The organism is Puia sp. (assembly GCF_036500295.1).
Lineage (GTDB): Bacteria > Bacteroidota > Bacteroidia > Chitinophagales > Chitinophagaceae > Puia.
In genome coordinates this window covers 398,074-424,287 of sequence record NZ_DASYCH010000003.1, presented here as the reverse complement: position 1 = coordinate 424,287, position 26,214 = coordinate 398,074, and the positions used below count along the sequence as shown (strand labels likewise).

General features: G+C 54.1%; 20 protein-coding genes. 6 read left to right on the top strand and 14 right to left on the bottom strand.

Annotated elements, in window-relative coordinates; all coding sequences use genetic code 11:
- The first annotated feature begins 4 nt into the window (after nt 1–4).
- On the top strand, nt 5–1,414 hold the full coding sequence (locus tag VGM48_RS02395; RefSeq protein ID WP_331576112.1) for a glycoside hydrolase family 28 protein: 1,410 nt from the start codon (nt 5–7) through the stop codon (nt 1,412–1,414).
- Here the strand turns inward: VGM48_RS02395 and VGM48_RS02390 are convergent.
- The 4 genes from VGM48_RS02390 to clpB form a co-directional block, all read right to left on the bottom strand.
- Nucleotides 1,377–3,353, bottom strand: a complete 1,977-nt coding sequence (locus VGM48_RS02390) for a KUP/HAK/KT family potassium transporter (protein ID WP_331576111.1) — start codon at nt 3,351–3,353, stop codon at nt 1,377–1,379. The two genes, VGM48_RS02395 and VGM48_RS02390, sit on opposite strands and share 38 nt — an antisense overlap.
- A gap of 212 nt (nt 3,354–3,565) precedes the next feature.
- On the bottom strand, nt 3,566–4,096 hold the full coding sequence (locus tag VGM48_RS02385; protein ID WP_331576110.1) for a YdeI/OmpD-associated family protein: 531 nt from the start codon (nt 4,094–4,096) through the stop codon (nt 3,566–3,568).
- 55 nt (nt 4,097–4,151) lie between these two features.
- Nucleotides 4,152–4,700 (bottom strand): DsbA family protein, encoded by a 549-nt coding sequence (locus tag VGM48_RS02380; protein ID WP_331576109.1) that lies wholly within the window; start codon nt 4,698–4,700, stop codon nt 4,152–4,154.
- Between the two features lie 59 nt (nt 4,701–4,759).
- Entirely contained in the window at nt 4,760–7,390 is a 2,631-nt protein-coding gene (clpB, locus tag VGM48_RS02375) for an ATP-dependent chaperone ClpB (protein WP_331576108.1), read from the bottom strand.
- A gap of 82 nt (nt 7,391–7,472) precedes the next feature.
- On the opposite strand from clpB, the gene VGM48_RS02370 reads away from it, so the two are divergent.
- Entirely contained in the window at nt 7,473–8,531 is a 1,059-nt protein-coding gene (locus VGM48_RS02370; protein WP_331576107.1) for a serine hydrolase, read from the top strand.
- Nucleotides 8,532–8,537: 6 nt separating this feature from the next.
- Here the strand turns inward: VGM48_RS02370 and VGM48_RS02365 are convergent, their stop codons facing one another.
- The 4 genes from VGM48_RS02365 to VGM48_RS02350 are packed head-to-tail and all read right to left on the bottom strand — an operon-like array spanning nt 8,538 to nt 16,519.
- A complete protein-coding gene (locus VGM48_RS02365) occupies nt 8,538–10,454 on the bottom strand; it encodes a DUF3857 domain-containing transglutaminase family protein (protein WP_331576106.1) in 1,917 nt (638 codons plus the stop codon).
- Between the two features lie 2 nt (nt 10,455–10,456).
- Nucleotides 10,457–12,457 (bottom strand): transglutaminase domain-containing protein, encoded by a 2,001-nt coding sequence (locus VGM48_RS02360; RefSeq protein ID WP_331576105.1) that lies wholly within the window; start codon nt 12,455–12,457, stop codon nt 10,457–10,459.
- Nucleotides 12,458–12,459: 2 nt separating this feature from the next.
- Nucleotides 12,460–14,490, bottom strand: a complete 2,031-nt coding sequence (locus VGM48_RS02355; RefSeq protein ID WP_331576104.1) for a DUF3858 domain-containing protein — start codon at nt 14,488–14,490, stop codon at nt 12,460–12,462.
- A gap of 49 nt (nt 14,491–14,539) precedes the next feature.
- Nucleotides 14,540–16,519: a DUF3857 domain-containing protein gene (locus VGM48_RS02350; protein ID WP_331576103.1), complete on the bottom strand. Its 1,980-nt coding sequence runs from the start codon at nt 16,517–16,519 to the stop codon at nt 14,540–14,542.
- A gap of 139 nt (nt 16,520–16,658) precedes the next feature.
- On the opposite strand from VGM48_RS02350, the gene queG reads away from it, so the two are divergent.
- Nucleotides 16,659–17,588 (top strand): tRNA epoxyqueuosine(34) reductase QueG, encoded by a 930-nt coding sequence (queG, locus tag VGM48_RS02345; RefSeq protein ID WP_331576102.1) that lies wholly within the window; start codon nt 16,659–16,661, stop codon nt 17,586–17,588.
- A gap of 1 nt (nt 17,589) precedes the next feature.
- On the opposite strand, the gene VGM48_RS02340 is transcribed toward queG, so the two are convergent.
- Together VGM48_RS02340 and VGM48_RS02335 are read right to left on the bottom strand one after the other, a co-directional pair.
- Nucleotides 17,590–19,068 (bottom strand): outer membrane beta-barrel protein, encoded by a 1,479-nt coding sequence (locus VGM48_RS02340; RefSeq protein ID WP_331576101.1) that lies wholly within the window; start codon nt 19,066–19,068, stop codon nt 17,590–17,592.
- Entirely contained in the window at nt 19,055–19,618 is a 564-nt protein-coding gene (locus VGM48_RS02335) for an RNA polymerase sigma factor (protein WP_331576100.1), read from the bottom strand. Before VGM48_RS02335 ends, VGM48_RS02340 begins: the two co-directional genes overlap by 14 nt.
- A 67-nt stretch (nt 19,619–19,685) precedes the next feature.
- Here VGM48_RS02335 and bioA point away from each other — a divergent pair, with 67 nt between their 5' ends.
- Nucleotides 19,686–21,020 (top strand): adenosylmethionine--8-amino-7-oxononanoate transaminase, encoded by a 1,335-nt coding sequence (gene bioA, locus VGM48_RS02330; protein ID WP_331576099.1) that lies wholly within the window; start codon nt 19,686–19,688, stop codon nt 21,018–21,020.
- On the opposite strand, the gene VGM48_RS02325 is transcribed toward bioA, so the two are convergent.
- The 4 genes from VGM48_RS02325 to sppA form a co-directional block, all read right to left on the bottom strand.
- Nucleotides 21,010–21,516, bottom strand: coding sequence for a DUF2911 domain-containing protein (locus VGM48_RS02325; RefSeq protein ID WP_331576098.1), 507 nt, complete (start codon nt 21,514–21,516; stop codon nt 21,010–21,012). The two genes, bioA and VGM48_RS02325, sit on opposite strands and share 11 nt — an antisense overlap.
- A gap of 86 nt (nt 21,517–21,602) precedes the next feature.
- Nucleotides 21,603–22,118, bottom strand: coding sequence for a hypothetical protein (locus tag VGM48_RS02320; protein WP_331576097.1), 516 nt, complete (start codon nt 22,116–22,118; stop codon nt 21,603–21,605).
- 36 nt (nt 22,119–22,154) lie between these two features.
- A complete protein-coding gene (locus VGM48_RS02315; RefSeq protein ID WP_331576096.1) occupies nt 22,155–23,261 on the bottom strand; it encodes an ABC transporter permease in 1,107 nt (368 codons plus the stop codon).
- A 6-nt stretch (nt 23,262–23,267) separates the two neighbouring features.
- Nucleotides 23,268–25,022, bottom strand: a complete 1,755-nt coding sequence (gene sppA / locus VGM48_RS02310; protein WP_331576095.1) for a signal peptide peptidase SppA — start codon at nt 25,020–25,022, stop codon at nt 23,268–23,270.
- A 64-nt stretch (nt 25,023–25,086) separates the two neighbouring features.
- On the opposite strand from sppA, the gene folK reads away from it, so the two are divergent.
- Both folK and VGM48_RS02300 read left to right on the top strand, forming a co-directional pair.
- Nucleotides 25,087–25,566, top strand: coding sequence for a 2-amino-4-hydroxy-6-hydroxymethyldihydropteridine diphosphokinase (gene folK, locus VGM48_RS02305; protein ID WP_331576094.1), 480 nt, complete (start codon nt 25,087–25,089; stop codon nt 25,564–25,566).
- A 2-nt stretch (nt 25,567–25,568) separates the two neighbouring features.
- Complete coding sequence (locus VGM48_RS02300) at nt 25,569–26,201, top strand: deoxynucleoside kinase (protein WP_331576093.1); 633 nt, start codon at nt 25,569–25,571, stop codon at nt 26,199–26,201.
- Nucleotides 26,202–26,214: the final 13 nt, after the last annotated feature.

The following is a 26,214-nucleotide window of genomic DNA, read 5'->3' as shown; positions in this document are numbered from 1 at the left end:
GTCTATGCTTCGATTCAAACCGATCGTACTTGCCGGCATGCTCCTGGGCGCAACCCCCATAACCGGCTATACGCAGACCACGCTTGCACAGGAACCTCCGCACGATCTTTCCTGGTATCTCACCCACACCCCTTTCGCCAGTCCTAAGGTGGCACAGGTGGCCTTTCCTCAGCGGGAGTTTTTGATCACAAACTATGGGGCTATCGGAAATGGGAAAACGCTGAACACCGCCGCATTCCAACAGGCGATAAAAGCCTGCTCGGCGGCAGGAGGCGGCTCCGTCGTCGTTCCGGCCGGCCGGTGGCTGACGGGACCGATCGAATTGCTCAGCAATGTCGACCTTCTCCTGAAGAAGGATGCCCTGGTGCAGTTCAGTTCCGACCACACGTTATATCCGACCATCGGCAACAAAGGCGCCATCGCCTCACCCGTGTACTCCAATGGGCAGGAAAATATCGCCATCACGGGCGAAGGAGTGATGGATGGGGCCGGAGAAAGCTGGCGCCCGGTAAAGAAAAGCAAAATGACGGATGCCCAATGGCAGGAGTTACTCCGTTCCGGCGGGGTCCTCAGCCCCGATGGTCAGATCTGGTGGCCAGGCCGCGAATGCATGGAGAACGATTCACATCGCCCCTACATGGTGGCCTTCAGCAATTGCCACGGCATCCGCATCGAGGGTGTCACACTCCGCAATTCCCCCAAATTCGTTTTCTATCCCAGCCATTGTACCGATATCACACTTGACCACGCTCATATTCTCAATGACTGGTGGGCTCAGAACGGTGACGGCATCGATATCAGCGCCTGCAAGCGCGTCATCATATATGCCTGCACGGTAAATGCCGGGGATGACGGCATCTGCATGAAGTCAAGCGGCGCGTCGCCCGACGGTCCGGCGCTCGAGGATATCATCGTGGCAGGCTGCACCGTTTACCGGGCCCATGGCGGCTTCGTCATCGGCAGCAACACCGATGGCGGCATGCGCAATATCTACGTGGCCGACTGTCACTTCATCGGCACCGATGTCGGTCTGCGGTTCAAAAGCAATATGGGTCGCGGCGGATTGGCGCACGATATCTTTATCCAGGATATCGCAATGCGGGATATCGTTCGCGAGGCGGTGCTGTTCGACACCTACTATGAGGATGTGCCCGCGGGCGCCACCCGAAAGAACGATCACCCCACCGACAAAACACCCGAGTTCCGGGACTTTCATCTCAGCCGTATTCGCTGCCAGGGCGCGGCCACCGCTATTTCGATCACGGGTCTGCCGCAGATGCCGGTAAGCGCCATTTACTTTGACAATGTGGAGATCACTTCGGGTAAGGCCATCGTCACAACAGAAGCCCGCAATATCCATTTCCATGAGGTACGCATCAATGGTGTATCCTATAATAAGCCCGGTGGAGATTGATCTTCGTCACCGGAGCCACCACTAACGGCAGCTTTTCGACAAGGGTCTCACTGGAGTCCAGGCCAAACGCCTTTTCTTCGGCCAGCGCCAGCTTTTTCAGGCTGAAATAGCTGTTGAGGATAAAACCGTCGCGCACCGAAAACTCGTTGTCATAGGAGAGAAATTTCTCCAGGATGACGAATCTGAAATCTTCGGCGATATTATGTTTCTTCAGCGAAGGATAACGGCTGACGATATCCAGCTCCTTATTGCAGATCATCTCCATGACCACCTTGCGGAACATCAGGCTGACACGCTGCTGTACGCGGAAGCCCAGCCGGAACTCGACACGGATGACCTTGTCGTTCATCAGTTCTTCCACGCCGTATTCCATCGTATAGGGTTCGTCGGTTCGCTCGATATGCACGAACCAGTACACATCCGCCCGTTTTGGATTATGGCTGAAGATGGAATAAAGCACCTTCTCTTCGATCTGGTTCGCGCGGTTGGCCTTGGTCAGGTAGATAAGATGGGAGGAGAATTTCGGAACGGACTCATCCTTGCTAAGTGCTTCCAGCAACGGGAGATGTTCCTTCAGATCGATAAAATTCAGGAAGCGGTTGTTTATCTTCCGGGCATTGTACCAGATATACATGGTGAAGATGAGCCCGAACTCAAAGACCAGGAAGAAAAGCCGCTTCACGATCTTCACCGCGTTGGCGACAAAGAACGAACCCTCCACGCTGATAAAGACGACGACGATGGGGATGACTACCCACAACGGCAAATGCTTTTTCCGCCGGAGGAACTGATACATCAGGATCGTCGTCATCAGCATCGCCACCGTGATCGAGAACCCATAGGCGGCCGTCATGGCCTCCACCGTTCGAAAATACAGCACGACAAGAAAACAGCCGAGACACAGGATCCAGTTGATACTGGGGATATAGATCTGTCCGCGAATATCCGTCGGGAATTTGACGGTCACCTTGGGCCAGAAATTGAGGCTGATGGCTTCGTTGATCAGGGTAAAGCTCCCGCTGATCAATGCCTGGCTGGCGATGATCGAAGCCGCGGTGGCGATGAACACGCTGGGGATGAGGAACCAGTGCGGAACGATCATAAAGAAGGGGTTGACGCCACCCAGGCCGTCCTTATGCTGCAGCAGCACCCATGCGCCCTGACCGAGATAGTTCAGCACGAGGCAGCATTTCACAAAGATCCAGGACACCTGGATGTTCTTCCGCCCGCAGTGACCCAGATCGCTGTACAGGGCTTCCGCCCCCGTCGTACAAAGAAAAACGGCCCCCAGCAACCAGAAGCCCCTGGGATGACGGATCAGCAATTCCAGCCCATAATGCGGGCTGAGCGCCCTTAACACCAGCGGGTGTTGAATAAGCTGGTTGATCCCCAGGATGGCCAGCATGCTGAACCACACGAACATGATGGGCCCGAAGGAACCGCCCACCACCTTGGTGCCGAATCGCTGGAAAACGAAGAGCAGCAGCAGGATCACCAGCACGACCTCGACGACCAGGTTGTTACCCGGAACGATAACATGCTCGAAACCGGGGACAAGGTTCAACCCTTCGATGGCCGAAGTGACGGAGATCGGCGGGGTGATGATCCCGTCTGCCAGCAACGTGCCCGCCCCGATGATGGCCGGAAAGACCAATCTTTTTCCATAACGGCGCACCAGCGCATAGAGGGAGAATACTCCACCCTCTCCTTTATTATCGGCCCGGAGGGTGATGAAAACATATTTGAAGGTGGTTTGCAGGGTCAGCGTCCAGAAAACACAGGAGATGGCGCCCAGGACCAATTCTTCCGTGATCTTTCCGCCTTCCAGCAGGATCGTCTGAAAAGTATAGAGGGGAGAAGTACCAATATCGCCGAAAATGATACCTAATGTGATGAGAAGCCCTGCGGTGGAGATCTTTTTTGAATGGCTTGGGTCCATAGCGGGCCCCACAGGCAAAAAATGTACCCGATAAATCCTAACGCGGAGCCGCTGCTCCAAACCCTTGGTGCCAGGGCATTGGCTCCCCTTACGCGCCGGAAAGACCGCAAACGGCTCCCGGCCAAACCATTCCAAAACGGAAAAAACCATACCGTTTTGGCAATGCCGGGCGGCCGATGGGCGGCCTACCGGCCAGGCGCACCGCGAGCGGTCTACCGGTCATCTTTCAACGCCTTGGTCTTCTCGCCATAAGCCCGCATCATCTGGGTAAAGTCCATTCCCTTCAACAGGGCATCCACGATATGCGCGATCCGCCGGGTGCGTGTTCCCTCCGTTTTCGCACCTTTGACCCAATTGCCATACCAGTTCTGATGGGATTTGGGCAGGGCCCTGAAGACCTTCTGTGCCCCGGGCTCATCGGACAGGCATTCGAGCAGTTCCTTGGGCGGGACGATCTCCTTCTTATCCACTTCGAACTGCACTTCGAGGGTGTCGCCGGCCTGCTTACGGATCGCCTTACGGATCGACGCCTTCAACGCGAGGATAAAATCTCCCTCGCCCATCGGGATCAGCGCCATCCCGCCGATTGGATGATCATCCAGCATCCCCTTTACCCGAAAGGATTTCTTGTTGTCCGGCTTTAGTTGCTGGGCCAGCTTCGCAGGTACCTTGATATAGGACCAGCCGGTCTTCTCGCCCATCCGCTCCTTGAACTGTAATATCTTCGTCTTGAACCTGATCATTACCCGAATATAAAAAAAAGCCCCGCGGCTGCGGGGCTTTTTTTTAAACCTTATCCTATGCTCGTTTCCTTTTTTGTTTCAGGGCTTCCTCGATCCCCTTGCGGAGATTCTCAAAGGTTGGTTTCCCGGTGAAAAGGACTCCATTGATAAAGAAGGCCGGAACATCCCGCACCCCTTTGTTGAGTCCCTCCAGCAGATCGCTCCTCACCTGCCAGCCATACGTTGAATTGACCAGGTTATCCAGGAATTTCTTGTTCACGACTCCACAGTCTTTCGCATATTCCCGGAGGCTGATCGCACCCAAACGGCGCCGATGCGCAAACAGCGTATTGTGCATCTCCCAGAACTTGCCTTCCTGGGCGGCCCCCAACGACGCTTCGGCCGCCTTCATGGCATGCTGATGGATCTTGGTGAGCGGAAAATGCCGGAAATTGAACCTCAATTTTCCCTCATAATGCTCCAGGAGCTTCCCAATCACCTCATTAACCTTGGCACAGGCCTCACTTTCATAATCCCCGTATTCCATTAGGGTTACGGGGGCTTTTGGATCACCCACGAAAACATCCTTCGTAGGAATGATCTCAACTACGTCTTTTGCTTTCATTATTTTATCTTAACAGCCCACTGATCGATTGGTTCGGCCATAATGACATTTATTTATGTTTATTTATGCCAGGCCGGACTTTCCGCATGCGGATGCTCGTTCCGGAAGACCACTACCCCGTCAAAAACATCTACCAGCACGGGCGAAGTCCGATCGACATCACCGGCCAATATCTTCTTACTCAACTGGTTAACAATCTCCTTCTGGATCAGCCGCTTCAACGGCCGGGCGCCGAACTGCGGGTCGAACCCGTTCTCCGCCAGGTAATCGATCGCATAGTCGCTGAACTGCAGGTTGATCCCGTTTTTCGCCACCAGGCGACGCAGGCCGTCCAGCTGGATCCGGATGATTCCCCTTATTTCACCCTTCAACAGGGGTTGGAACAGGATAGTCTCATCGATCCGGTTGAGAAACTCGGGCCGGATGGTCTGCCGGAGCAGGTCGGTCACTTCCAGCCTGGTCTTGTCCATCACCTCTTCGCGGCTCCTTTCGGTCACATTCTCGAAGTTGGCCTGGATGATCTGGCTGCCCATATTGCTGGTCATAATGATGATCGTATTCTTGAAGTTGACAACCCTGCCCTTGTTATCGGTCAACCGGCCGTCATCCAGCACCTGCAGCAGGATATTGAAGACATCCGGGTGGGCCTTTTCGATCTCATCCAGCAGGACGACGGAATAGGGTTTGCGCCGGACGGCTTCGGTCAGCTGGCCGCCTTCGTCATAACCGACATAGCCGGGAGGGGCGCCGACCAACCGGCTCACCGCATGTTTCTCCTGGTATTCGCTCATGTCGATCCGGGTAATCATGCCTTCGTCATCAAAGAGGTATTCCGCCAGGGCCTTGGCCAGTTCGGTCTTACCGACACCGGTCGTACCCAGAAAGATAAACGATCCGATCGGCCGTTTCGGGTCCTGCAGACCAGCCCGGCTCCGCCGGATCGCATCGGCAACCGCCGTTATCGCCTCATCCTGGCCCACTACCCGCTTGTGCAGTTCGTCTTCCAGGTTGAGCAGCTTCTCCTTTTCGCTTTGCAACATTTTCGAGACGGGGATACCGGTCGCCTTGGCGACGGCTTCGGCGATATCTTCCGCATCCACTTCCTCCTTCATCAGCCGGGAATTGGCACTGATGCCGGCCAGTCTTCCCGAATAATCGTCGATGATCTTCTCCTGCTCCTTGATCTTTCCGTAACGGATCTCCGCTACCTGGCCATATTGCCCTTCCCGTTCGGCCCTCTCGGCGGCTAATTTGAGATTCTCGATGGCCGCCTTGGCATTCTGTACCTTTTCCACCAGTTCTTTCTCCTGTTTCCACTTGGCCATTAACGTATCCCGCTCCACACTGAGATTGCCGATCTCGGCACTCAGCTCACGCAATTTTTCCTCGTCCTTTTCGCGCTTGATAGCCTCGCGTTCGATCTCCAGCTGCCGGATAGACCGTTCCAGCCGGTCCAGTTCCTCGGGCATGGAGTTCATCTCCAGCCGGAGCTTGGCGGCGCTTTCATCGATCAGGTCGATGGCCTTGTCGGGCAGGAACCGGTCGGTTATATACCGGTGTGACAATTCCACGGCGGCGATGATCGCCTCATCCTTGATCCGCACGTGATGGTGGGTCTCATAGCGATCCTTCAATCCCCGAAGGATCGAGATCGCATCGTCGACACTCGGTTCGTCGATCAAAATTTTCTGGAAACGGCGTTCCAGCGCCTTATCCTTCTCAAAAAATTTCTGGTATTCATTCAACGTGGTCGCACCGATGGCCCGCAGTTCCCCGCGCGCCAGGGCCGGCTTCAGGATATTGGCGGCATCCATTGCCCCCTCACCGCCACCCGCGCCGACCAGCGTATGGATCTCATCGATAAAAAGCACGATCTCCCCATCACTGCCGGCGACTTCTTTTATCACACTTTTCAATCTCTCTTCAAATTCACCCTTGTACTTGGCGCCGGCGATCAGCTGGCCCAAATCGAGGGCATAGATAATCTTCGAGCGCAGGTTCTCCGGCACATCGCCGTTTACGATCCGATGCGCAAGGCCCTCGGCAATTGCGGTCTTACCCACCCCGGGTTCCCCGACGAGGATGGGATTGTTCTTGCTGCGGCGCGACAGGATATGCAGCGTCCTTCTGATCTCTTCATCCCGCCCGATCACCGGGTCGAGCTTACCCTGACGGGCCAGTTCATTAAGGTCCTTGGCATATTTGTTCAGGGCATTGAAAGTGGCCTGCGTCGTCTGGCTGTCGACCGTGGAGCCCTTCCGCAGATCCTTGATCGCGGTGACCAGCCCCTTTTCCGTTAGTCCGGCGTCTTTCAGCAGTTTGGCCGTATTGTCGTTCCCCTGGACCATTCCCATCAGAAGATGTTCAACGCTGACAAACTCATCGCCAAATTGCTTCAGATCGCTGCCAGCGCGAAGGATTACATTGTTCATATCCCGGCTGATGGCCTGTGCGGGTTCTCCACCACTTACCTTCGGGAGTTTCTGTAGCATCTCGTCCAGTTTGCTTTCTACAAAAGCCACGTTCACATTATTCTTCTTCAGCAGAAACTCCACCAGGGAATCCTCTTCCTTGAGCAACGCCTTCAGAAGATGATCCGTATCTATGGTTGGGTTTGAACCGTCGAAAGCCAGTTGCTGGGATCTTGCGATCGCCTCCTGGGCTTTGATTGTGAAATTATTCAGGTTCATAGATTTATATGGTTTCCCTTTTTAATTAATAAATAGTAAACTTGTGTTGCAAAATCCAAACCACGACCTCAATCCAGCTATTATGTCATACAAATCCCCACTAAACTGCCGGCGATTCAGTTTGTTCACGCTTATCCTGTTAATCTGTCTGCATGGCTTTTCTCAATCATCTTTTGATGCTGTCGATCAGCTACTTAAGCAAAACCAAAAGGCCTTTGGCGGGGGGTATGTGATGTTGGTGGTGAAGGACGGAAAGGTTATCTATCAAAAGCAGGCCAACCAGGATTTTACGGCCAAGAGCCCGGCCCCGATCGCCGGCGCGGCCAACTGGATGACCGCCGCCCTGGTCATGACCTTTGTGGACGAGGGAAAGCTCTCGCTGGACGACAAGGTCACCCAATATATTCCGCTGTTTGGAAAATACATGAAGGGATATATCACGATCCGCAACTGTCTTACGCATACGACAGGCATCAAGACGGATCAGAGTGTGACAAGCGTGCTGGCCAAACAAAAATTCGAGACGCTGGAGGACATGGTCAATACCTACGCCAACAAGCACGATATCGCCACCAATCCCGGCACGGAGTTCTTTTATAGCAACCTGGGGCCCAATATCGTCGCGCGAGTGCTGGAAGTCGTTTCGAAAAAATCCTTCGAACGGCTGATCCGCGAACGGATAACCGGTCCGCTGAAGATGCGGGGCACCAACTTCGCCAACCAGGACGGCGGGGCCACCAATCCCTCCGGCGGCGCCCAGTCCACGGCAAACGACTATATCAATTTCCTGACGATGCTCCTCAACAAGGGAACGTTCGAGGGCAAGCGCATTCTGAGCGAAAAGGCGGTGGAACAACTGGAGACGTCACAGCTCGCCGAACTCCCGATCAAATATCTCCCCAGGGAGCTCACCGGCGTGAGATTTGGGCTCGGCAACTATATCAGCGGGACCAACAGCACGGGCGGCAGTGCGATCCTTGGCTGTCCCAACCTGCTGGGAACGGCCCCCTTCCTGGACAAATGCCGGGGATATGCCGCGATCCTGATCACGGAAAAACCTGCCGCTGCTATTGAAAAGAAACCCATCTACCAAAGCCTGGTCAACCTGGTCGGCGAAGCGGTGGGCGGCGGGTGCCAGTAGCCGGCACTACTCCTTCTTCACGAGCACGACCCGCGCATGATCGGATTTGTACAGCTGGTCATAGAATTTCATCATGTCGCCATAGGTTTTTGCAGGCCACCGGCCGCTATATTTTTCAAGACTGCGATAGTAGATCAGCTTATCGGCCTGGACTTTTACAGTACACTGATAGTGCCCGAAGTTGGTGCGGATGTCCACATCTGCAGGAACGGATTCCGACTGATAGCCCGCCGGCAGGCTGATCTCACAGGTATCCACATCGTGGTACTCATAATCGAGGACGATATCGAATTTCCGGTTCTCCTCCGTGGCCAGCCGGCGCGTCCAGCGAGTGATGATATTAGGCGCCACAAAAAGCCGCTTTCCGCTGACCTGCGCATAATTGGGCGCGACAAGGTCCAGGTTCTCATAAATGTGCGGCATCGCCGATTTCACTTCCCGATAATCGAATTTGCGGATGTCATAGGTGGGCAGGTCCAACTCCGACTTCAGGATCTTCATCAACTTTTCCTTGGAGAGCGAGGTGACCATTTCTTCCAGGTCGTCCATCTGCTCGGCCTGGTAGTTGGTATTGATCACCGCAGAGAGATTGCCTTCCGCATCGATCGTGGCCATCGTCCTGCGCGACTCCAGGTTATCGCTCAATTTGTACTTGGGAGTACGTACCAGCTTCCCGCCGTCCTCATTCACCACCAACACATACCGGTCCGACGTGAACCCGCTGAGATAGCCTGCCGGCAAGGTCTGGCTGGTGCATTCCAGCCAAACGGTATCGGCTTTCAGCGGTACGCAAAGAATGGCATGGTTAAATTGCGAGGAAGGGAAATCCGCTACCATATGATGGCCTCCCGCGCCCGCCGACACCAGCGTGTAGCAGGATGGGATCCCGGCCTCTTTCAACAGCGAATACATATAGTTGGAAAGCGCCTTGCAATCCCCGTATTTCTTTTCGGCCACATATTTTGCGTCAAAGGGCTGCCAGCCGCCGATGCCCAGCTGGATACTGATATAATGGGTGTTGGCCTGCATGAACTCATACAGGCGGCGGATCTTTTCATGGACATCCTGTACCGAATCGGCCAGTTCGTGCACTTTCTGGCGGACGGCGTCGGGAAGAACATCCTTGCCCTGTTTTAAGGCATACACGAATTTTCCGAAATCCTGCCAGCTTTGCATATTGCCCTTATACCCTTCCACCGCAAACTGATCCGGGCCCAGAAAGACCGTAGGCGTCATCTCCGCCCAGCTCGGGGAGGCATATTCCTCTTCGACGGCAGGAGTGTTGTTAAGGGTCCAGGTGTAGCTGGTAGTGGATTTTTCCGTTTGCACCACCGGCTCGCGGGTATAGTTGAAAACCTTGTACCGGAATTTATATTCCGCCGGACAGATGACGACGATCCGGCTGTCCTGCACCGCGACATGCTCATCCTTCAACGGCACCCAGCGAGGAAAGAACATCGTATAATAGTACTTTATCTCCACCTGGTATTCCACCGTGTAAGGATAGATCTTGCAGTAGAAATTATGCGCCTTGATCCGGTCGTCGACGATCAGATTTCCGCCGCCCGACCCACTGTAGTCGGAAAGATCGCTTTTCTTCAGGCTTCGCACCTTTTTGCCTGACGCATCGTAAAGGGTTCCTTCCACCGACTCGATGGAATGGAGCTTATCGTAGGATTCGGCAAATTCGGCCTGGTCATCCCCCCGCTCGTTCAGGATCGTGATCGCATACCGGTGGATCTCCCTGGCCCGGTCGATATCCGTCAGTTCGAAACGCGTCTCATCCCAACGCACAACCGCATTGGCATTCTTCAGGAGTTCGGCCGGGATGTTGCTGACCGCGTAGTCCGGCTTATCACCCGCCCGGGCAACCGCTGTGGTGAGCAACAGGCCTGCGACGATTAGGAAATGGTTTATTTTCATACTTATTTTTTCTTTTTGAAGACGATCTGCTCGCTTTGCTTTTTTACGATATAACCAAAGAAATCGCGCAGCTTATCGTAGTCTCCGGGATCGAAGGCCGCCTGATCGAGCCTGATCCGGCTGCGGAACTGGATATTGTTCTCTCCCGGGACCATAACATATTCGTACGAGCCTTTCCCTTCCTTGAAAACGACCTTTGTAGATTGCGGCACCTCCGTGACTTGATAGCCTTCCGGGATATCCATGCTCAGGGTATACACCTGATCGGTGGTGCCCGGCATTTCTACGGGAAATCTCCGGTCAGCGGCACCAAAGGGGTTCTCCTTCATCCCATCGGCCATCATCGGATTAAAATAGAGGATATCCGCATGGTTATCGATCGATACATGTAGATCATAAGCCACCTGCAAAGGGTCTTCGGGATGTTGGACGGAATCGATCTCGAAATCGCTGGGAGTCGTCTTTTCCGGGTATAGTGCCGCAATGGCCTTTATAAACTCTTCCCGTCCCGTCTTCCTGATCTTTTCCCGGTCGGCACAGGCTTCATAAAAACCGGGGGTCGATTGCAGATGCCCTGTCAAACCGTCCTTGTCCCTGTTCAGGATCACCATCGTGATCTTTGTTTCCCTTACAGAGTCCGGGTCAAAGTTGACGGGCTCGGGATCCGTGCCGTTCAACACCCGGGCATATCCGTTGTAACAGCGTTCGGGCAGTTTGCCAAAGCTTAGCCAGGGCTCACTGGCATCTAAAAAATATTTGACGTCGTCGTTTCCGATGCGGATTACCACATAGTTAAACCGTTTCAGCGAAGGATACACCGAATTGACAACCCCGTTGCTTCTTGTGCTCAGGATAACAGGGTCGGCCGCGATATTAACATGGCGAAGCATCGCTGCCAGCAGAAGGTTGATCTCCGCTTCGCTACCGTTCCGGTTCTTATAGATGACGCTAAGCGGATTGGTCAGCAACAATTTGTTATGCGCGGTACAGGTAAAATTATCCCGTACATACGTATAGATCATTTGTGCTCTTTCGACATCATTGGCAGCACCTGCCGTTACTTTCTTCAGGTCCTCATCCATCCACCTGTTGTCCTTGTCGAGACCTTCGCCAAACTCCCCGGATTTCATCAACTCCTTTCCTACGTTGTCCCAACTATCGATGAAATTGGTACCGCCACCGCTACGCGGGCTATAGCGTGCCAACTGGAATTCAAGCCTGGACTGATAATTTACCGGTGAAGTGGTAAAAGGTTCCGGTTTCAGCGCAGGTACGTTCTTCATTACCCAGCGATGGGTGGTTACCTGACCCCAGATGGTCTGAGATCTCTCCTGGTGGAGAGAATTGGGTGCCATGTAATTGAAGGGTGAATGCATGGTTTCGGTGGTGTTGATATCGAAAGGAAGGAACCCATAGCTTAAGGTGACATATTGAAGCATGTCCGGAACCCCAAGCTGATATTCGCTCCACAGGCAGGGATATTGTCGCTGAAAGGTCCATGGTTGCAGATTAAAGATAAAGGGTGACACCTGCTTATAGGTGTATTCCACGATAGAACCCTCTTTCAGGGCCGGGAAGGCAAATTTTTTCCGAAGGTATTCCTTGCTCAATTTATCCGTAAACACCTCTTTATCTTCCAGCCGGGTCTCGACAACCTTGCCATTCTCCAGATTATAGGTGGAGGCCTTCAATTTTTCTATATGTTCCTGTGCGCTGGAAGTCATAAAAAGCGGGATGGCAACCGTAGCGGCGTCGAACGCCGAACGCTTTATTATCCTCATCCGGCACGAATGGGTAAACGTGATTATAAAATTACCCTTGATATCACTACTAAAGGAGCTCTCCCCATACTCTGCAATAATGATGGCGCCAGTCGTCGAATCGGTCTTCCCGATATCGAAATCCTGGGTCGTCACGATCCCAAACCTTACCGGCAATTTGTCCTGTGCACGGCCTGCTCTGAAGACCAGACAGCCAAACAGGATAACGATTATATGCTTCATACTTATTTTTTCTTTTTGAACACAATCTGCTCGCTTTGCTTTTTTACGATATAGGCAAAGAAATCGCGCAGTGAACTGTAATCCTCCGGTTTAAATGTGGCCTTCTTCAGTTTGATCCGGCTTCGCATCTGAACATTATCCGCCCCTTTTACGATCAGGTATTCGAAATATCCTTCGGTATCGTTAAAAACCACTTTTGCCGATTTGGGTATCTCGTCGACCGTATAGCCTTCGGGGATCTCCATGGTCAGCGAATACATCTCATCCATGCTAAAGGGCATTTCAACGGGATATTTTCTTTCGGCTGCCTTGAACGGGTTCTCCTTATAGCCCTCCGCCAACAGGGGGTTGAAATAGAAGAGTTCCGAACCCGCGTCCGGGGTGATGTTGACATCATAGGCAATCTGCAAAGGCTGTTCGGGTTGCTTCAGCGAATCGATCTCCAGGTTGGAGGGTGCCATTTCGCTGGAGTAGCTCGTCTGGATCTTTTTCATAAATGCCTGCTCGCCATCCGCCCGGACCTTCTCCCTGACGACACAGGCTTCGTTAAAGCCAGGGGTCGATTGCACATGCGCCACGAGCCCACCCTTTCCCCCCCGCGAGATGAAGGTAAGAGTGATCTTGGTCTCCGTCAGCGAATCGGGGTCGAGAATGGTATAGGAGGGCCGTTCCTCGTTGATCACCCGGGAATATCCGTTGTAACATCTCTGGGGCAGCTTGCCAAAGGCAAGCCAGGGCTCACTCGCATCCAGGTAAAGCCGGGAGGAATCGACCCTGACCCTGGTGACCACATAATTGAACCGGGTCATCAGGGGATATATCTCACTCGCGAAACCGTTGTCGCGCGTACTGAGGATCACCGGATCGGCATTGATCTTCTCGTGATGTAACATCGCCGTCAGCAGCAGGTTCAGGTCGGCCTCGTTGCCGTTCCGGTTCTTGAAGGTGGTCCTGATCGGATTGGAAGTATACAGCGAGCCATGGCTGGTACAGGTAAAATTATCCCTTACCCAGTCATAGATCTTTTCCGCTTTTTGCCGGTTATCGCCTGCTCCTTTGGTGATCGCCCGGAGGCTATCGTCCAGCCAGGAATTACTCTTGGCCAGATCGGCGCCGAAGTCCTCGTCTTTCAATAAGGATTCGCTTGCGCTGTACCAATTGCCCATGATATCTTTTGAAGGCACATTGCGGAAATTGTAGCTGCGGAGCTGGAACTCGATGCGGGAAAGATAGTTGTCGATGGTGGTGGTGAAGGGTTCTTCCTTCATCGCCGGGATACTCCGGATGACCCAGCGCCGGGTGACCACGTCATCATCATAGGTGAAGCGTTCATCCCGTTCGGCGCCGCCGGGCAGAATCATGTTAAAATTGGTGTGCCGGGTGTCCATGATGCTGGAATTCATCGGCAGAAAGCCGTGGGTAAGAGTCACGTACTCGAAGAAAGCGGGCATCTCGACCTGGTATTCACTCCACAGACACGGATACTTGCCCTGGAAGGTCCATGGCTGGAGATTGAAAAGAAAAGGCGAGGACTGCGTATAGGTGAATTCGATGATGGACCCTTCTTTCAACGCAGGGAAGGTGAATTTCTTCACCACGAAATGTTTGCTCAACTTGTCGGTAAAGATGGATTTATCTTCCAGCCGGGTCTCGACGACCTTGCCGTTCTCGAGGTTGTAGGTCACGGCCCGGAGCCCCTCTATCTTTTCGATGGAGTTACCGCTGACATAAAGCGGAATAGAGACGGTGGCCGCATCGAAGCCCGCACGTTTGATAATCTTGATCCGTTTGGAGCGTTTGAACAGCAGCGTAAACCAACCCCGGCTATCGCCTTCGAAAGAGGTGGTGCCGAAGTCGGCAATGACAGCGGCATCGGCCGAAGAGTCCAGCGATTCAACGTTGACGTTAAAATCTTCGGGGGTTACTTTCCCGAATTTTACGGGGATCTTCCCTATCTTCTCCTGCGCCTGGACGGCGCTGGAAAAGAGAAAAAGAACAAGAAAGGCAAGGAGGCACCTGTTTTGAATGGTCATGGGTTAGGTTTGGAGTTATAATTGATCAGGGGTTGTTTCTGCTTCGGCACTACTTCTTCTTCAGAACGATCTGTTCATTCTCCTTTTTGACGATATAGCCAAAAAATTCCCGCAGGGGACTATAATCCTCCGGTTGGAACGTGGCCCGGTTCAGCTTGACCCGGCAGCGAAGCTGGAGCATCTCGCCACTCTGTCCAACAAGATACTCGAAATAGCCCTGGTCGCCATTGAAGGCCACTTTCGTGGATTTGGGCAGCTCTTCGACGGCATAGCCCGCCGGTATCTGCATGGAAAAAACATAGGTCTCGTCCATGGAATAGGGCATCTCCACGGGATATTTCCGGTCGGCGGCCTTGAATGGGTTCTCGTGCCAGCCATCACCCATCACGGGGTTGAAATAGAGTATCCCCGCGCCGGAAGATTCCTTCACCACAAAGTCATAGTGTACCTTGACGGGGTCTTCCGGTCGTTCCAGCGAATCGATGCCGCTGTTGCTGATATCGCAATCATCGCCATAAGCGGTTTGTATGCTCTTGAAATAGCTTTCCTCGCCGTGCTCGGCGACCTTCCGGCGCACCTCGTAGGATTCCTCCTTGCCAAGCGTGGATTGCCAGGCGCCTTCGAAGCCTTTATCCGAACTCGTGATAAGCACCATGGTTACCTTGCCTTCCCTCAGCGAGTCCGCCCAGAACCAGAGAGAGCAGGAGTCCTGTTTGCTGATCACCCGTGCATGGCCGTTATAGCAGTTGCCGGCAAGTTGCCCAAAACCCAGTTGGGGATAAGCGGCATCGAGATAGAAGGTCTTGCCGTCGATCCGCACCCGCGCAATGACATAGTTCAATCGCTGGAGGATCGGATAGGTCGCGAGGTTGAAGCCAAACTCCCGCGTGCTCAGCAGGACGGGATCGGCATTGATCCCCCTGCGGCGAAGCATCGAAACGAGCAGCAGGTTGACGTCCCCGACGGTGCCGCTGTTCTTTTTAACGGCATCATGAAGGTTGGTCTTGATATAGGGATCGTAATGATCCGTGCAGGTAAAATGCTGGCTGAGGTAGTAGTAGATGGCCCGGGCCTGTTCCAGCGTATTCGTCGAGCCGGCCGTGATCTTGTCGATCGATGCATCCAGCCAGGTATTATCGGCATCCAGCGAGCCGCCAAAATCCTCCCGCTTGAGGAGATTTTCAGTGGCGGTAGCCCAGTTGTTCGATTGGTCGTGATAGTCCTGACCGTCGTAGGTCTTGGATAACTGGAACTCTATCTTGTCGATATAGTTGGCTGGAGTGCTGAGATATCTTTCTGAACCGAATGCCGGGACATTCTTCATCACCCAGTCATGCTTGACGGTGTTCGCGGAGACCGTCATTTCGTCGTCCGTACTTACCAGGCCGCTTCCGACCTTGCGCGAAACCCGGTACGAAAGGTTCCCATCACTTCCCTTATCTACCGCAAAGGGGTGAACGCCCTGGCGGACAAAGACATAATACATGGTCTGGGGGATCTCCACCTGGAACTCACTGTTCAGACAGGGATATTCCTGCCATTGGAAGGCCCAGGAGGGAATGTGGAGATGCTCCGACGTGACCTTATAGGTGTATTCAATAATGGAGCCATCCTTGACCCCGGGAATGGAGAATTTCTTCGATGAATATTCCTTGTCGATACGGTCTTCGAAGATGTCTTTCGAGTCCAGCCGGGTGGCCACGACCTGGCCATTCTCAAGGTTATAGGCAACGGCCTGAATATCCGACAGCTTATCGGGGTCGTCCCCGGCCGAATAATACTCGATCTTCACAGAAGCCAGCCCAATGGCTTTTTTGTTGAGTATCTTTATCCGCGTATGTCGTTTATAGACATTGGAGAACCATCCGTTCTTATTACCGACAAAATTAGCGATCCCATAATCCGATAGGATGATGGCGCTGGTGTTGCTGTCGATGACGGGAGAATTGGCGGGTGTTTCGAAGTCCGCGGAACTGATCTTTCCCCATGTATCCTTAGCTTTGCCCTGAGCGGGGCAAAGATGGTTCAAAAGGCATAGGCAAAGAATCGCTGCAATACGGTTAAACGGTTTCAGGGCGATCATAAGACGTCAGGTTAGGGGATAAAACGTCCCTAAAGTAATTAAATTGCTTATATATTTCTGCTCCTGAGGGGTAAAAAAATAACATTTGACGAAAACAGACAATACGCGGCTGATCAAACAATGGACCCAGGAACTGGGATTCCATCACTGCGGCATCGCCCGGGCCGTTCCCCTTGACGAAGATGCGCGCAGGTTGGAGGCCTGGTTGCAACAGGGGATGCAGGGGACGATGCAATACATGGAGAATCATTTCGATCTGCGGATCGACCCCTCCCGCCTGGTTCCCGGGGCACGTAGCGTCATAACCCTGCTGATGAATTATTACCCGGCCGTCCGCCAGCGGGAGGATGCCCCCCAGGTGTCCAAATACGCGTATGGAAACGACTATCATGAGGTGATAAGAAGTAAGCTAAAAGAGCTGCTGGGCAAGATGCGCGCAACAATCGGGGAGGTGGATGGGCGGGGATTCGTCGACAGCGCACCCGTTCTGGAACGCAGCTGGGCCGTAAGAAGCGGGCTTGGCTGGGTAGGCAGGAACGGCAACCTGCTGAACAAACAGGCCGGGTCTTTCTTTTTTATCGCAACGCTGATCGTCGATCTCGAACTGGAATACGATGCCCCCTTCGCCGGCGACTATTGCGGCACCTGCCGCCGCTGTATAGACGCCTGTCCCACGGAAGCCATCCGCGAGGATAAAGTGGTGGACGGCAGTAAATGCATCTCTTATTTTACGATCGAACTGAAAGAGCAGCTGATCCCGGAGGCAATGAAGGGAAAGTTCGCGAACTGGATGTTCGGCTGCGACACCTGTCAGGACGTATGTCCCTGGAACCGGTTTTCCAGGGCCTCCGCGGAGATCTCGTTCTCACCGATACCCGCCATCCTGAATTTCAGCACCGCCGACTGGGAAGAGTTGACCGAAGAGCGGTTCAGGGAGATCTTCCGTCATTCGGCGATCAAGCGCGCCCGTTATGCCGGGCTGCGGCGCAACCTTCGTTTTCTGGAAGAAGAGTGAGCTATTTCCTGCCCGGCACGATCACAACCTTGATACCGGTGTAGAGAAAATGCTGGTCCCCCTGGCTATGGTTGTTGATCAGCGGCGTCAACCCGTATTGCACCTGTGGCCCGGCCTGGATCCGGATACCATGAAAAGGCAGACCAATCATCACGGCCGAGGATACATTGAGCTGCGTTTTCTGCAGCACGGCGGGATCCTTGTAATAAACGCCAGAGTGACTGTTGTAAAACAGCGCATCCGAACCCATCAGGCGGGCAAGAGAAAAGCCGCCTTCGACGAACAGCGGCAGCAGACGGCTCTTGTTGAGCTGGTACTGAATATTAACCGGCAACTCGAGGAAATAGTAGTGGTTGGTGAAATTCTGTTTGTCGCCGGCGATATAGGCCGTCGCCGACTGCGCGCTGGGCGCGAGGCTCGACGCGATAAGCGAGGCCGATACCGGCACATACGTACTCACTGGCTGACCGATGGTTATCCGGGTGGAGTAATAGTGCAGGTTCATCCCGAGATTGAGTGTCCAGCGGCTAGAAAGACCTTTTTGCAGATAGATGCCCGCCATGAAAGAGACATCCGGGCGGACATCGGATACATAATTCTTGCCCGATGAGGTGGGACCGTTCGCGATATTGTAGAGGCTGGCGCTAAGGGCCTGATTCCGGTTGCTCGAGAGGTTTACCCGGTTGAGCCGGGAGAGGCCCCCGCCCGCGACAAACCCAGCTTCCCAGGGTCTTTTCGTCTTTTGGATGGTGCTGAGGGAAATGAGGGCCGATTTCGAAGACAGCTTTGCTGCCTTGATAGCGGCCGCGTTACCCTGCCCCCGCGCCAGGCCGGGCATATAGAGATAGGGCGCGATGACGGCTTCGTCAGAAGCGGCCTCTCCCGAAGCCGTTGTGGTCAGTTGTTCGTCCGCGCCGGCAAATTCGTTTTCACCGGTTCCGTTGTGTGCACCAGCTGAGTTATGCGCGCCGGTAGCATGATGTGCGCCGGCCGGGTTATGCGCGACGGCGGGGTTGTGTGCGCCGACCGGGCGGAATGCGCCGGTTGGATCGAATGCGCCTCCTGCACGCCGCGCGTTGCCTTCCCCACGGGCGCCGGCAGTCAGGTGACCGGCAGCGGCAGAGGATTCAGCCGTTCCGGCTGGTGCGGGCGAGACTGTAGCGGTTCCCCGCGACAGTGACGTCGCGTGCGCGGCAGAACCCTGGACAGATGCGGCCCCGGGCGTCGCCGGAGCGGGGGATACCCCGGCCTTCTTCACCGTCGCCCCATCGGCGACAGGTTTGGCCTCGTAGTACAACACGGCAACCGCGCCGGCCAACAACACGCCCGAAAGGACAAAACGCCAGAAATAGAACCCGGTGCGCCGGCGGTGCCGGTTGGCAACGGCTTTTTGTACGTTCGCCCACACAGTCTCCGAAGGGATGAACTCCAATCCCTCCATCTTTTGCCGCACTCCTTTTTCGAATTTAGGGTCGTACATAGGTCGATTCATTTTTGTTTACCGCCGAATACTTGTATATCCAGCTGATCAGCAGGGATCTGGCCCGCGCGTATTGCGACCGCGAAGTCCCCTCTTTAATACCTAATATCTTTCCTATCTCCACGTGACTATAGCCTTCTATCGCATGCAGGTTGAATATAGCCTGGTAACCGGGGGGCAGCTGCCTGATCAGTTCGGCCAGCTCTTTGGTGCTGAGCGTGACCTCCGGATCATCATCCGACACGGGGTGAAGGCTCCCCTCGGTGAATAACAGATCGGTCTGGTAACGGCTGTTTTTTTTCAGATAGTTGATGGCCGTATTGATCATGATCCGGCGGATCCAGCCACCTAGCTCCCCGGTGAAGGTGAATTGATGCAAGTTCTTGAAAACCATGATAAATCCTTCCTGTAAGACGTCTTCTGCATCAACCATGGATTTCGTGTAGCGATAACAGACCCCCAGCATCGGTCCGGCGAAATGCTCGTATAGGAGCTTTTGCGCGGCAGGATCCCCTCTAAGACAGTCTTTTACCAGCTGATGATAATCCATTTTCCGATGTTCGCTTGATGACAAATAAACCAGCTCGTTCGTTGCATCCCGTCCTATCTTTGCGGCCATGAAGACCTCACTGACAGAACGGGACAGCCGCGTGATCTGGCATCCATATACCCAGCATAAGGGTTTCCACCCACCCATTCCGGTCGTAAAAGGCAAAGATAGCTTGTTATTCGACGATCAGGGCAATGCCTATATCGACGCGATCAGCAGCTGGTGGGTCACTATCCATGGACATGCGCACCCCTATATAGCCGAAAAATTATACGAGCAGGCCCTGCGTCTGGAACAGGTCATCTTCACCGGGTTCACCCACGAGCCCGCGGTCACCCTTGCCGAACGGCTGCTGCCATTGCTGCCGGGAGATTTCAGCCGCTTCTTCTATTCCGACAACGGCTCTACCGCGGTGGAAGTAGCGATCAAAATGGTGATCCAGTATTGGAGTAACAAAGCCGGTGAAACGCAAGGCGCAAGCGGTGTTTCGCAGGACGGGAATGCTCCGCAACGCAATAAGATCCTGGCATTCCGGCATTCCTATCATGGGGATACCTTCGGCGCCATGAGCGTCAGCGAACGCAGCGTGTTCACGGACGCCTTCCGCGACTATCTTTTCGAACCCGTGTTTATCGATACACCCACCTCCGAAAATCTCCCCCAACTGCTCGCCTTCCTCCGGACCCATGGCCGGGAATGCGCCGGTTTCATCTATGAGCCCTTGTTGCAGGCTGCAGGCGGGATGCGGATGATGGATGCCGCACTGCTGGACCGGCTGCTCGACGCGGCCGCCGATGAGGGGATCCTTTGCATCGCCGACGAGGTGCTCACGGGCTTCGGCCGCACCGGGAAACTCTTTGCGGGGGAATATCTGCGGCACAAGGCCGATATCATCTGTCTGAGCAAGGGGCTCACCGGCGGTACAATGGCCCTGGGAGTAACGGCAACGACTGAACGCATTTTCGACGCCTTCCTCAGCGACGACAAACGAAAGACCCTTTTCCACGGACACTCGTTCACCGCCAATCCGCTGGCCTGCACCGCCGCCCTGGCCAGTCTCGATCTGTTGCTGCGCGCCGAATGCAGCGAGGGCATCCGGCGCATCACGGCACGGCACCAGGCCTTTCTCGAAACGCTCCGCCCCTACCCCATCGTTCGTCATCCCCGCGCACTGGGTACCTTACTGGCCTTCGAGATCAGCACCGGCCCCGACGAATACATCAACGCCATCGGGCCGGCCATCACCCGGGAAGCGCTCGCAACGGGTATCTATCTGCGGCCGCTGGGCAATACCGTCTACTTCATGCCCCCTTATTGTATCACCGAAAAAGAAATGGACCAGGTGTATGAGTTCCTGGTCCATTGCATTGTAAAGTATTCGGGCGAAGCGGTTACATCTTGACAGGTACGGCGATCATTACCTTGTCCCAGGCCAGCGTGATATCACCGCCTTTTGCCGTCATCGTCAGCTGCTCCACCGGCGTACTGAGATTTTTAACAGGCACATCCACCTTTACGACATCCTGATCGGCATGCTTGTCATGATCCGTACCCCACATTGTAGTGTTGGAGTTGAGGATCACCGTCCACTTGTCCTTCTCGGGAACCGCAAAGAAAGAATATTTACCTGCCTTTACCGCCTTGCCGCCAAAGGTCACATCCTTGTTAAAGGTGACGATGGTAGGCTCATCAGCGCCACAACGGTAGGTCTTGCCGTAAGGAGCCACCGATCCCCCAAAGATATCCCTGCCCTTCTTGTAGGGACGACCGTAATAGATCGTAATGTCCTTGCCCTTTACGGTGTCGTGCGGGCTTTTCGGATGCGATGGCTGTGCGTAGGAAATCGTCGCACTGAATAAGATGGCGAACAAACATAGAATAGCGTTACGTACTCGCATATGGTGGTTTTTTAAGTGACTCAGTTGCCGGAACAGGATCGTTGGGGATTAGGGTACTGCAGGATCGCAGATTTCGCCAGTCTAAGTTAACGGGATTTTTCCAAAAACAGCCGCAGGCTGTCCAAAGATTCTTCCATGGCAGGCCCCAGTTTACGGTCATAGACAAAGGCACCCATCTTTTCCCAGGGATACCAGCGAAAGTCCAGGTCGAAATACCATTGAACGGCAAGACTGTCCCGGTTGACGGTCATCAGGTCGATGCCGCCCGCATAACGCTTGCCCCCCTTGAGATCCCATTGCAGGGTGACCCCATTGCTGTCCGCTCCCAGCTCATGGACCGCCAACTGGTCGGAAGACAGCCAGGCCCCTTTCCCCGTGGAGGGCGAAGAATAGTGCAGATTCGTCAGCTGAGTATTCCGGATCAACTGATTCCACTGACCCCAGCTGCGCAGTTCGGCGATCGCTTCCAGCGTCCTTTCCCGCGAGACCGGCACATTGACCACCCGCGATACACGCAGATGGGAAGGGAACAAAAGAGAAAGCGCGGTGAACACGGCAAACAGGGTCACGGCCCCAAGGAAAAAGAATTTTACGAATCGCATAGTTGGCTATTGTTTGTCAGGCGCCTGTAGCCCGTCCTATTCCCACTTGAAGACCTTTACCGCAACGGCATAGGTGACGATACCCCAGATGGCCAGGATCCCCAGCTGTTTCCCGCAGTCCGTAAGATGCGCACCTTCGAAGGAGACGTTGCGCATGGCATCGTTGAGTTGTTTTAATGGCAGGATCTCACAGATATTCTGGAGCCATTTCGGAAAGACATCGGTCGAAAAGAAAGTACCCCCCAGCAGCATCTGCGGGAGCGTAAAGAGGTTGGCGACAGGCGGGATCGTGCTTTCGCTTCGGGCCACGCTGCTGATAATAAAGCCAAGCCCCATGAATACGATGAGCCCGACCAGGCTAAGGAACATGATCTCCCAAAACGTCACCCAGCCATGGACGAGCGTAAAATGATAGACAAATTTCCCGATGACGATGATCACGACAGCGGTGATCATCTGAAACACCACGCGGGCCAGGGCCTCGCCCAAAATGATATAAGGTTTGCCGATCGGGGTGGCATAGTATCGCTTCAACACCAGCTGCTGCCTCAGGCCGAAGAACAGAAAGGCCACACCAAAAACGGCCGATCCCAACAGGGAGAAGCCAAGCATTCCCGGGATGATAAAGTCGATCATGGAATATTGCCGGCCGGGCAGTTTTGGCAATTCGTCGATGACGATCGGCTTGTACTGCAGCGGCATGTTCCGTTCAACCCCGATCTGGAAAACCCGGGCAAGCGCCAGCTGCAGGATGGGATATTTGTCCCCGCTGGCAGAAGAAGTTTGCGTGTGAACGATATACTGTGGGATGCCCGCAGCCGTCGTCGCCGTATCCACACTGATGAGGGCCGCGATGCGGCCTCTTTCCAGATCCTTGCGGATCGACGCCGTGTCGGTATCGTCGGATAACGTGACCAGCGTGGTTTTCACCAGTCCTTTGACGATGGGGTTGGCGGTGTCCGCCTGCCTGGACAATGCAACGGATACTTTCGGCCCTCCGCCGCCGATAGAGCCGAACACCAGGATGATCACGAGAGGAAAACCAAAACCAAAGGCCACGGCGGAAGGGTTTCTCAACATTCCCTTAAAACTCCCCCGGGCGATCGCCAGCATTGCCCGAAGCTGGTTATAGTTATTTGCCATACAAAGCTATTCAATGGTCAGATCGAAAGGCAACCTGGTCTGGGTAACCCCGATCATACTCTTCACTTTCTTTAGGGTGGAATAGGTGCGATATCCGTCCTCACCGATCTCGTTCTTCACGGCCTGCACGCTCACATTGTGTTTATAGGTGCCCAGCAGCCTGTCGATAAAGCTCCGGGGTTCGGGTGACTCCACCAGGCGATAGTCCTTCGTACTGGCCATCCGCGCCGCACAGTCGATGGCGTCCTGCAGCGTTCCGATCCGGTCAACAAGCCCCAATGAAAGCCCCGAAGTTCCGCTCCATACCCGCCCCTGCGCGATGCTGTCGATGAAGCCGATGTCTTTTTTCCGGCCATCGGCAACCCGGCTCTTGAAATCGTGATAGATGGTATCGATGACATTTTGCACCACCCCACGCTCATAAGCGGTGAGCGGCCGCGTGGCGGTGAGGATATCTGCCTCGGGCGCCGTTTTAACCCCGTCAAAGGTAACGCCCAGTTTGTTCTTGAAAAAAGATTGCAGGTTGGGGATGATCGTGAACACCCCGATAGAACCGGTGATGGTACCGGGCAGCGCGAAGATACTGTCGGCATTGCAGGAAAGATAATAAGCACCGGAGGCGGCTACATCGCCATAACTGACAACCACCGGTTTCTCCTTGCGCGCCAGGCTGATCTCCCGCCAGATATTCTCGCTGGCCAGCGAGCTGCCGCCGCCGGAGTTGACCCTAACGACGATGGCTTTTACGTCCTTATCGAAACGCGCCCTGCGGATCAGCCAGCGATAGGTGTCCGAGCCGATCTCATCCTTCTCCCCCTTTCCGTCCACCACCTCGCCTTCCGCATAGATAAGACTGATCTTATCCCTCCCCGTGGCTTTGAACTCGACCCCCTTGGCATATTTGCCGATCGGAACGAAATTGAGCCAGGCACGTGTATCGACGCCCAGCTTCGACCGGATCTCATTCTTGACCTCATCGTCATAGCGCAATCCATCGATCAGCTTGTACTCCACCGCATCGGCCGGCCGGCGGATAAGACTCTGGTTGACGCATTTGCGCAGCACGGCGGTATCGATGCCCCGGGCCCTGGAAGTGGTATAAAGAAGACGATTGTAAAAATCGCCAAGCAATTCCGTCAGTTGAAGCCGGTTGGCATCGGTCATATGGTCTTCCCGCAAGGGCTCCGTTGCACTCTTGAACTTCCCGGCATAAAAGATCTGCGGCTCGATCTCGAGCTTTTGCAGCGCCCCTTTCAGGTACAGCATTTCGGTGGCAAAACCCTTCCATTCGACCTCACCCTTGGGATTGCAGTAGATCTTGTCGGCAACGCTGGCTACATAGTAAGCCTTCTGCGTGATGCCTTCCCCATACGCATAAACGAATTTTCCACTTTGTTTGAACTCGGCGATCGCCGCACGCAACTCTTCGTTGGTGGCAAACCCGTTGGGATCGTTATTGCATTTGAGATAAATACCCTTTATGGATGAGTCCAGTTTCGCATGATGCAGCAGGCGGATAACATCATACAGACCGGGTACGTCATATTGGTCGTCGCTGCCCAGATCGGATAAAGGGTTGTCCTGCGCCTGCTCCTTATAGGTCTGACCAAGATCGATGACCAGCACGGCTTTGCTGCCGATGGCCGGTTTTCCCGGCGTGAGCAGGTTGCCGGTGATGCCGACCAGCACGAACACCGCCAGTACGGTAAAGACCAGCAGGGCCAGCAGCGCCGCAAAAAATGTTTTAAAAAAGCCTCGCATGTAACAGAGAAGTTGTTAATCCCCAAAATTAAAGATATTTGGGCCCCCGAAAGTAAAGGAATCTATGAATATCTCCTATTTATTGATAGGTGGCAACGAAGAAGACCGGATAGGAACAATGACCGCCGCAAGGGAGCAGATCCAGGCGGCTGCGGGTACTATCCGTAAACAGTCATCCCTCTATGAGACCGCGCCATGGGGAAAAACGGATCAGGCCGATTTCCTCAACCAGGCCCTGCTGCTGGAAACCGGACTCGACGCGACCTCGTTGATCCAAACCCTGCTGGCCGTAGAAGAAACGATGGGCCGTCAGCGAAAAGAGAAATATGGCTCCAGGATCATCGATATAGATATACTTTTTTTTAATGATGCGATCATCCGTCAACCCGGCCTGGTGATCCCGCATCCGGAGATACAAAACCGCCGCTTCGTCCTGGCGCCACTGGCAGAGATTGCCGGCGAGTATATCCATCCCGTCCTCGGCGTATCGGTACGGGAATTGCTGATCAACTGCACCGACCCGCTGGCGGTAAAAAAGCTTTAGACATGAAGTACCACTTTATAACAATCGAAGGCAATATCGGGGCGGGTAAAACGACCCTGGCGCATTTGCTCGCCCGGCATTATAATGCCCGGCTCATCCTGGAGCAGTTCGCCGACAACCCTTTCCTCCCAAAATTCTATGAAAACCCGGCCCAGTACGCTTTTCCGCTGGAGCTCTTCTTTATGGCGGAACGCTACAAACAACTGAAAGAGCTTGTCTACACCGGTGATCTCTTCCAGTCGCTGACCATCTCCGACTATCTTTTTACAAAATGCCTGCTTTTTGCACGGGTGAACCTGCCCGAACAGGAATACAAGCTCTACCAGGGCCTGTTCGAGATCATGCAGTCCCAACTGGTGCAGCCCGAGATCCTGATCTACCTGCATGCCCCGGTGACCAAACTGCAATCGAATATCCGTAAACGCAACCGCTCCTACGAACAGGCTATCCCCGACGACTACCTGATAAATATCCAGGAGACCTATACACAGTATATCCGGCAGCACAACACCCGCACCCTCTTCATCGATGTGAGCAATGCCGATTTCCTGGGTAACGAGGCTCACCTGAAGGTGGTCCTGGACGCTCTGGAAAACGATAGTGACGACGGACAACAATATTTTGTCTTACCTTAGCGTATCTTAACAT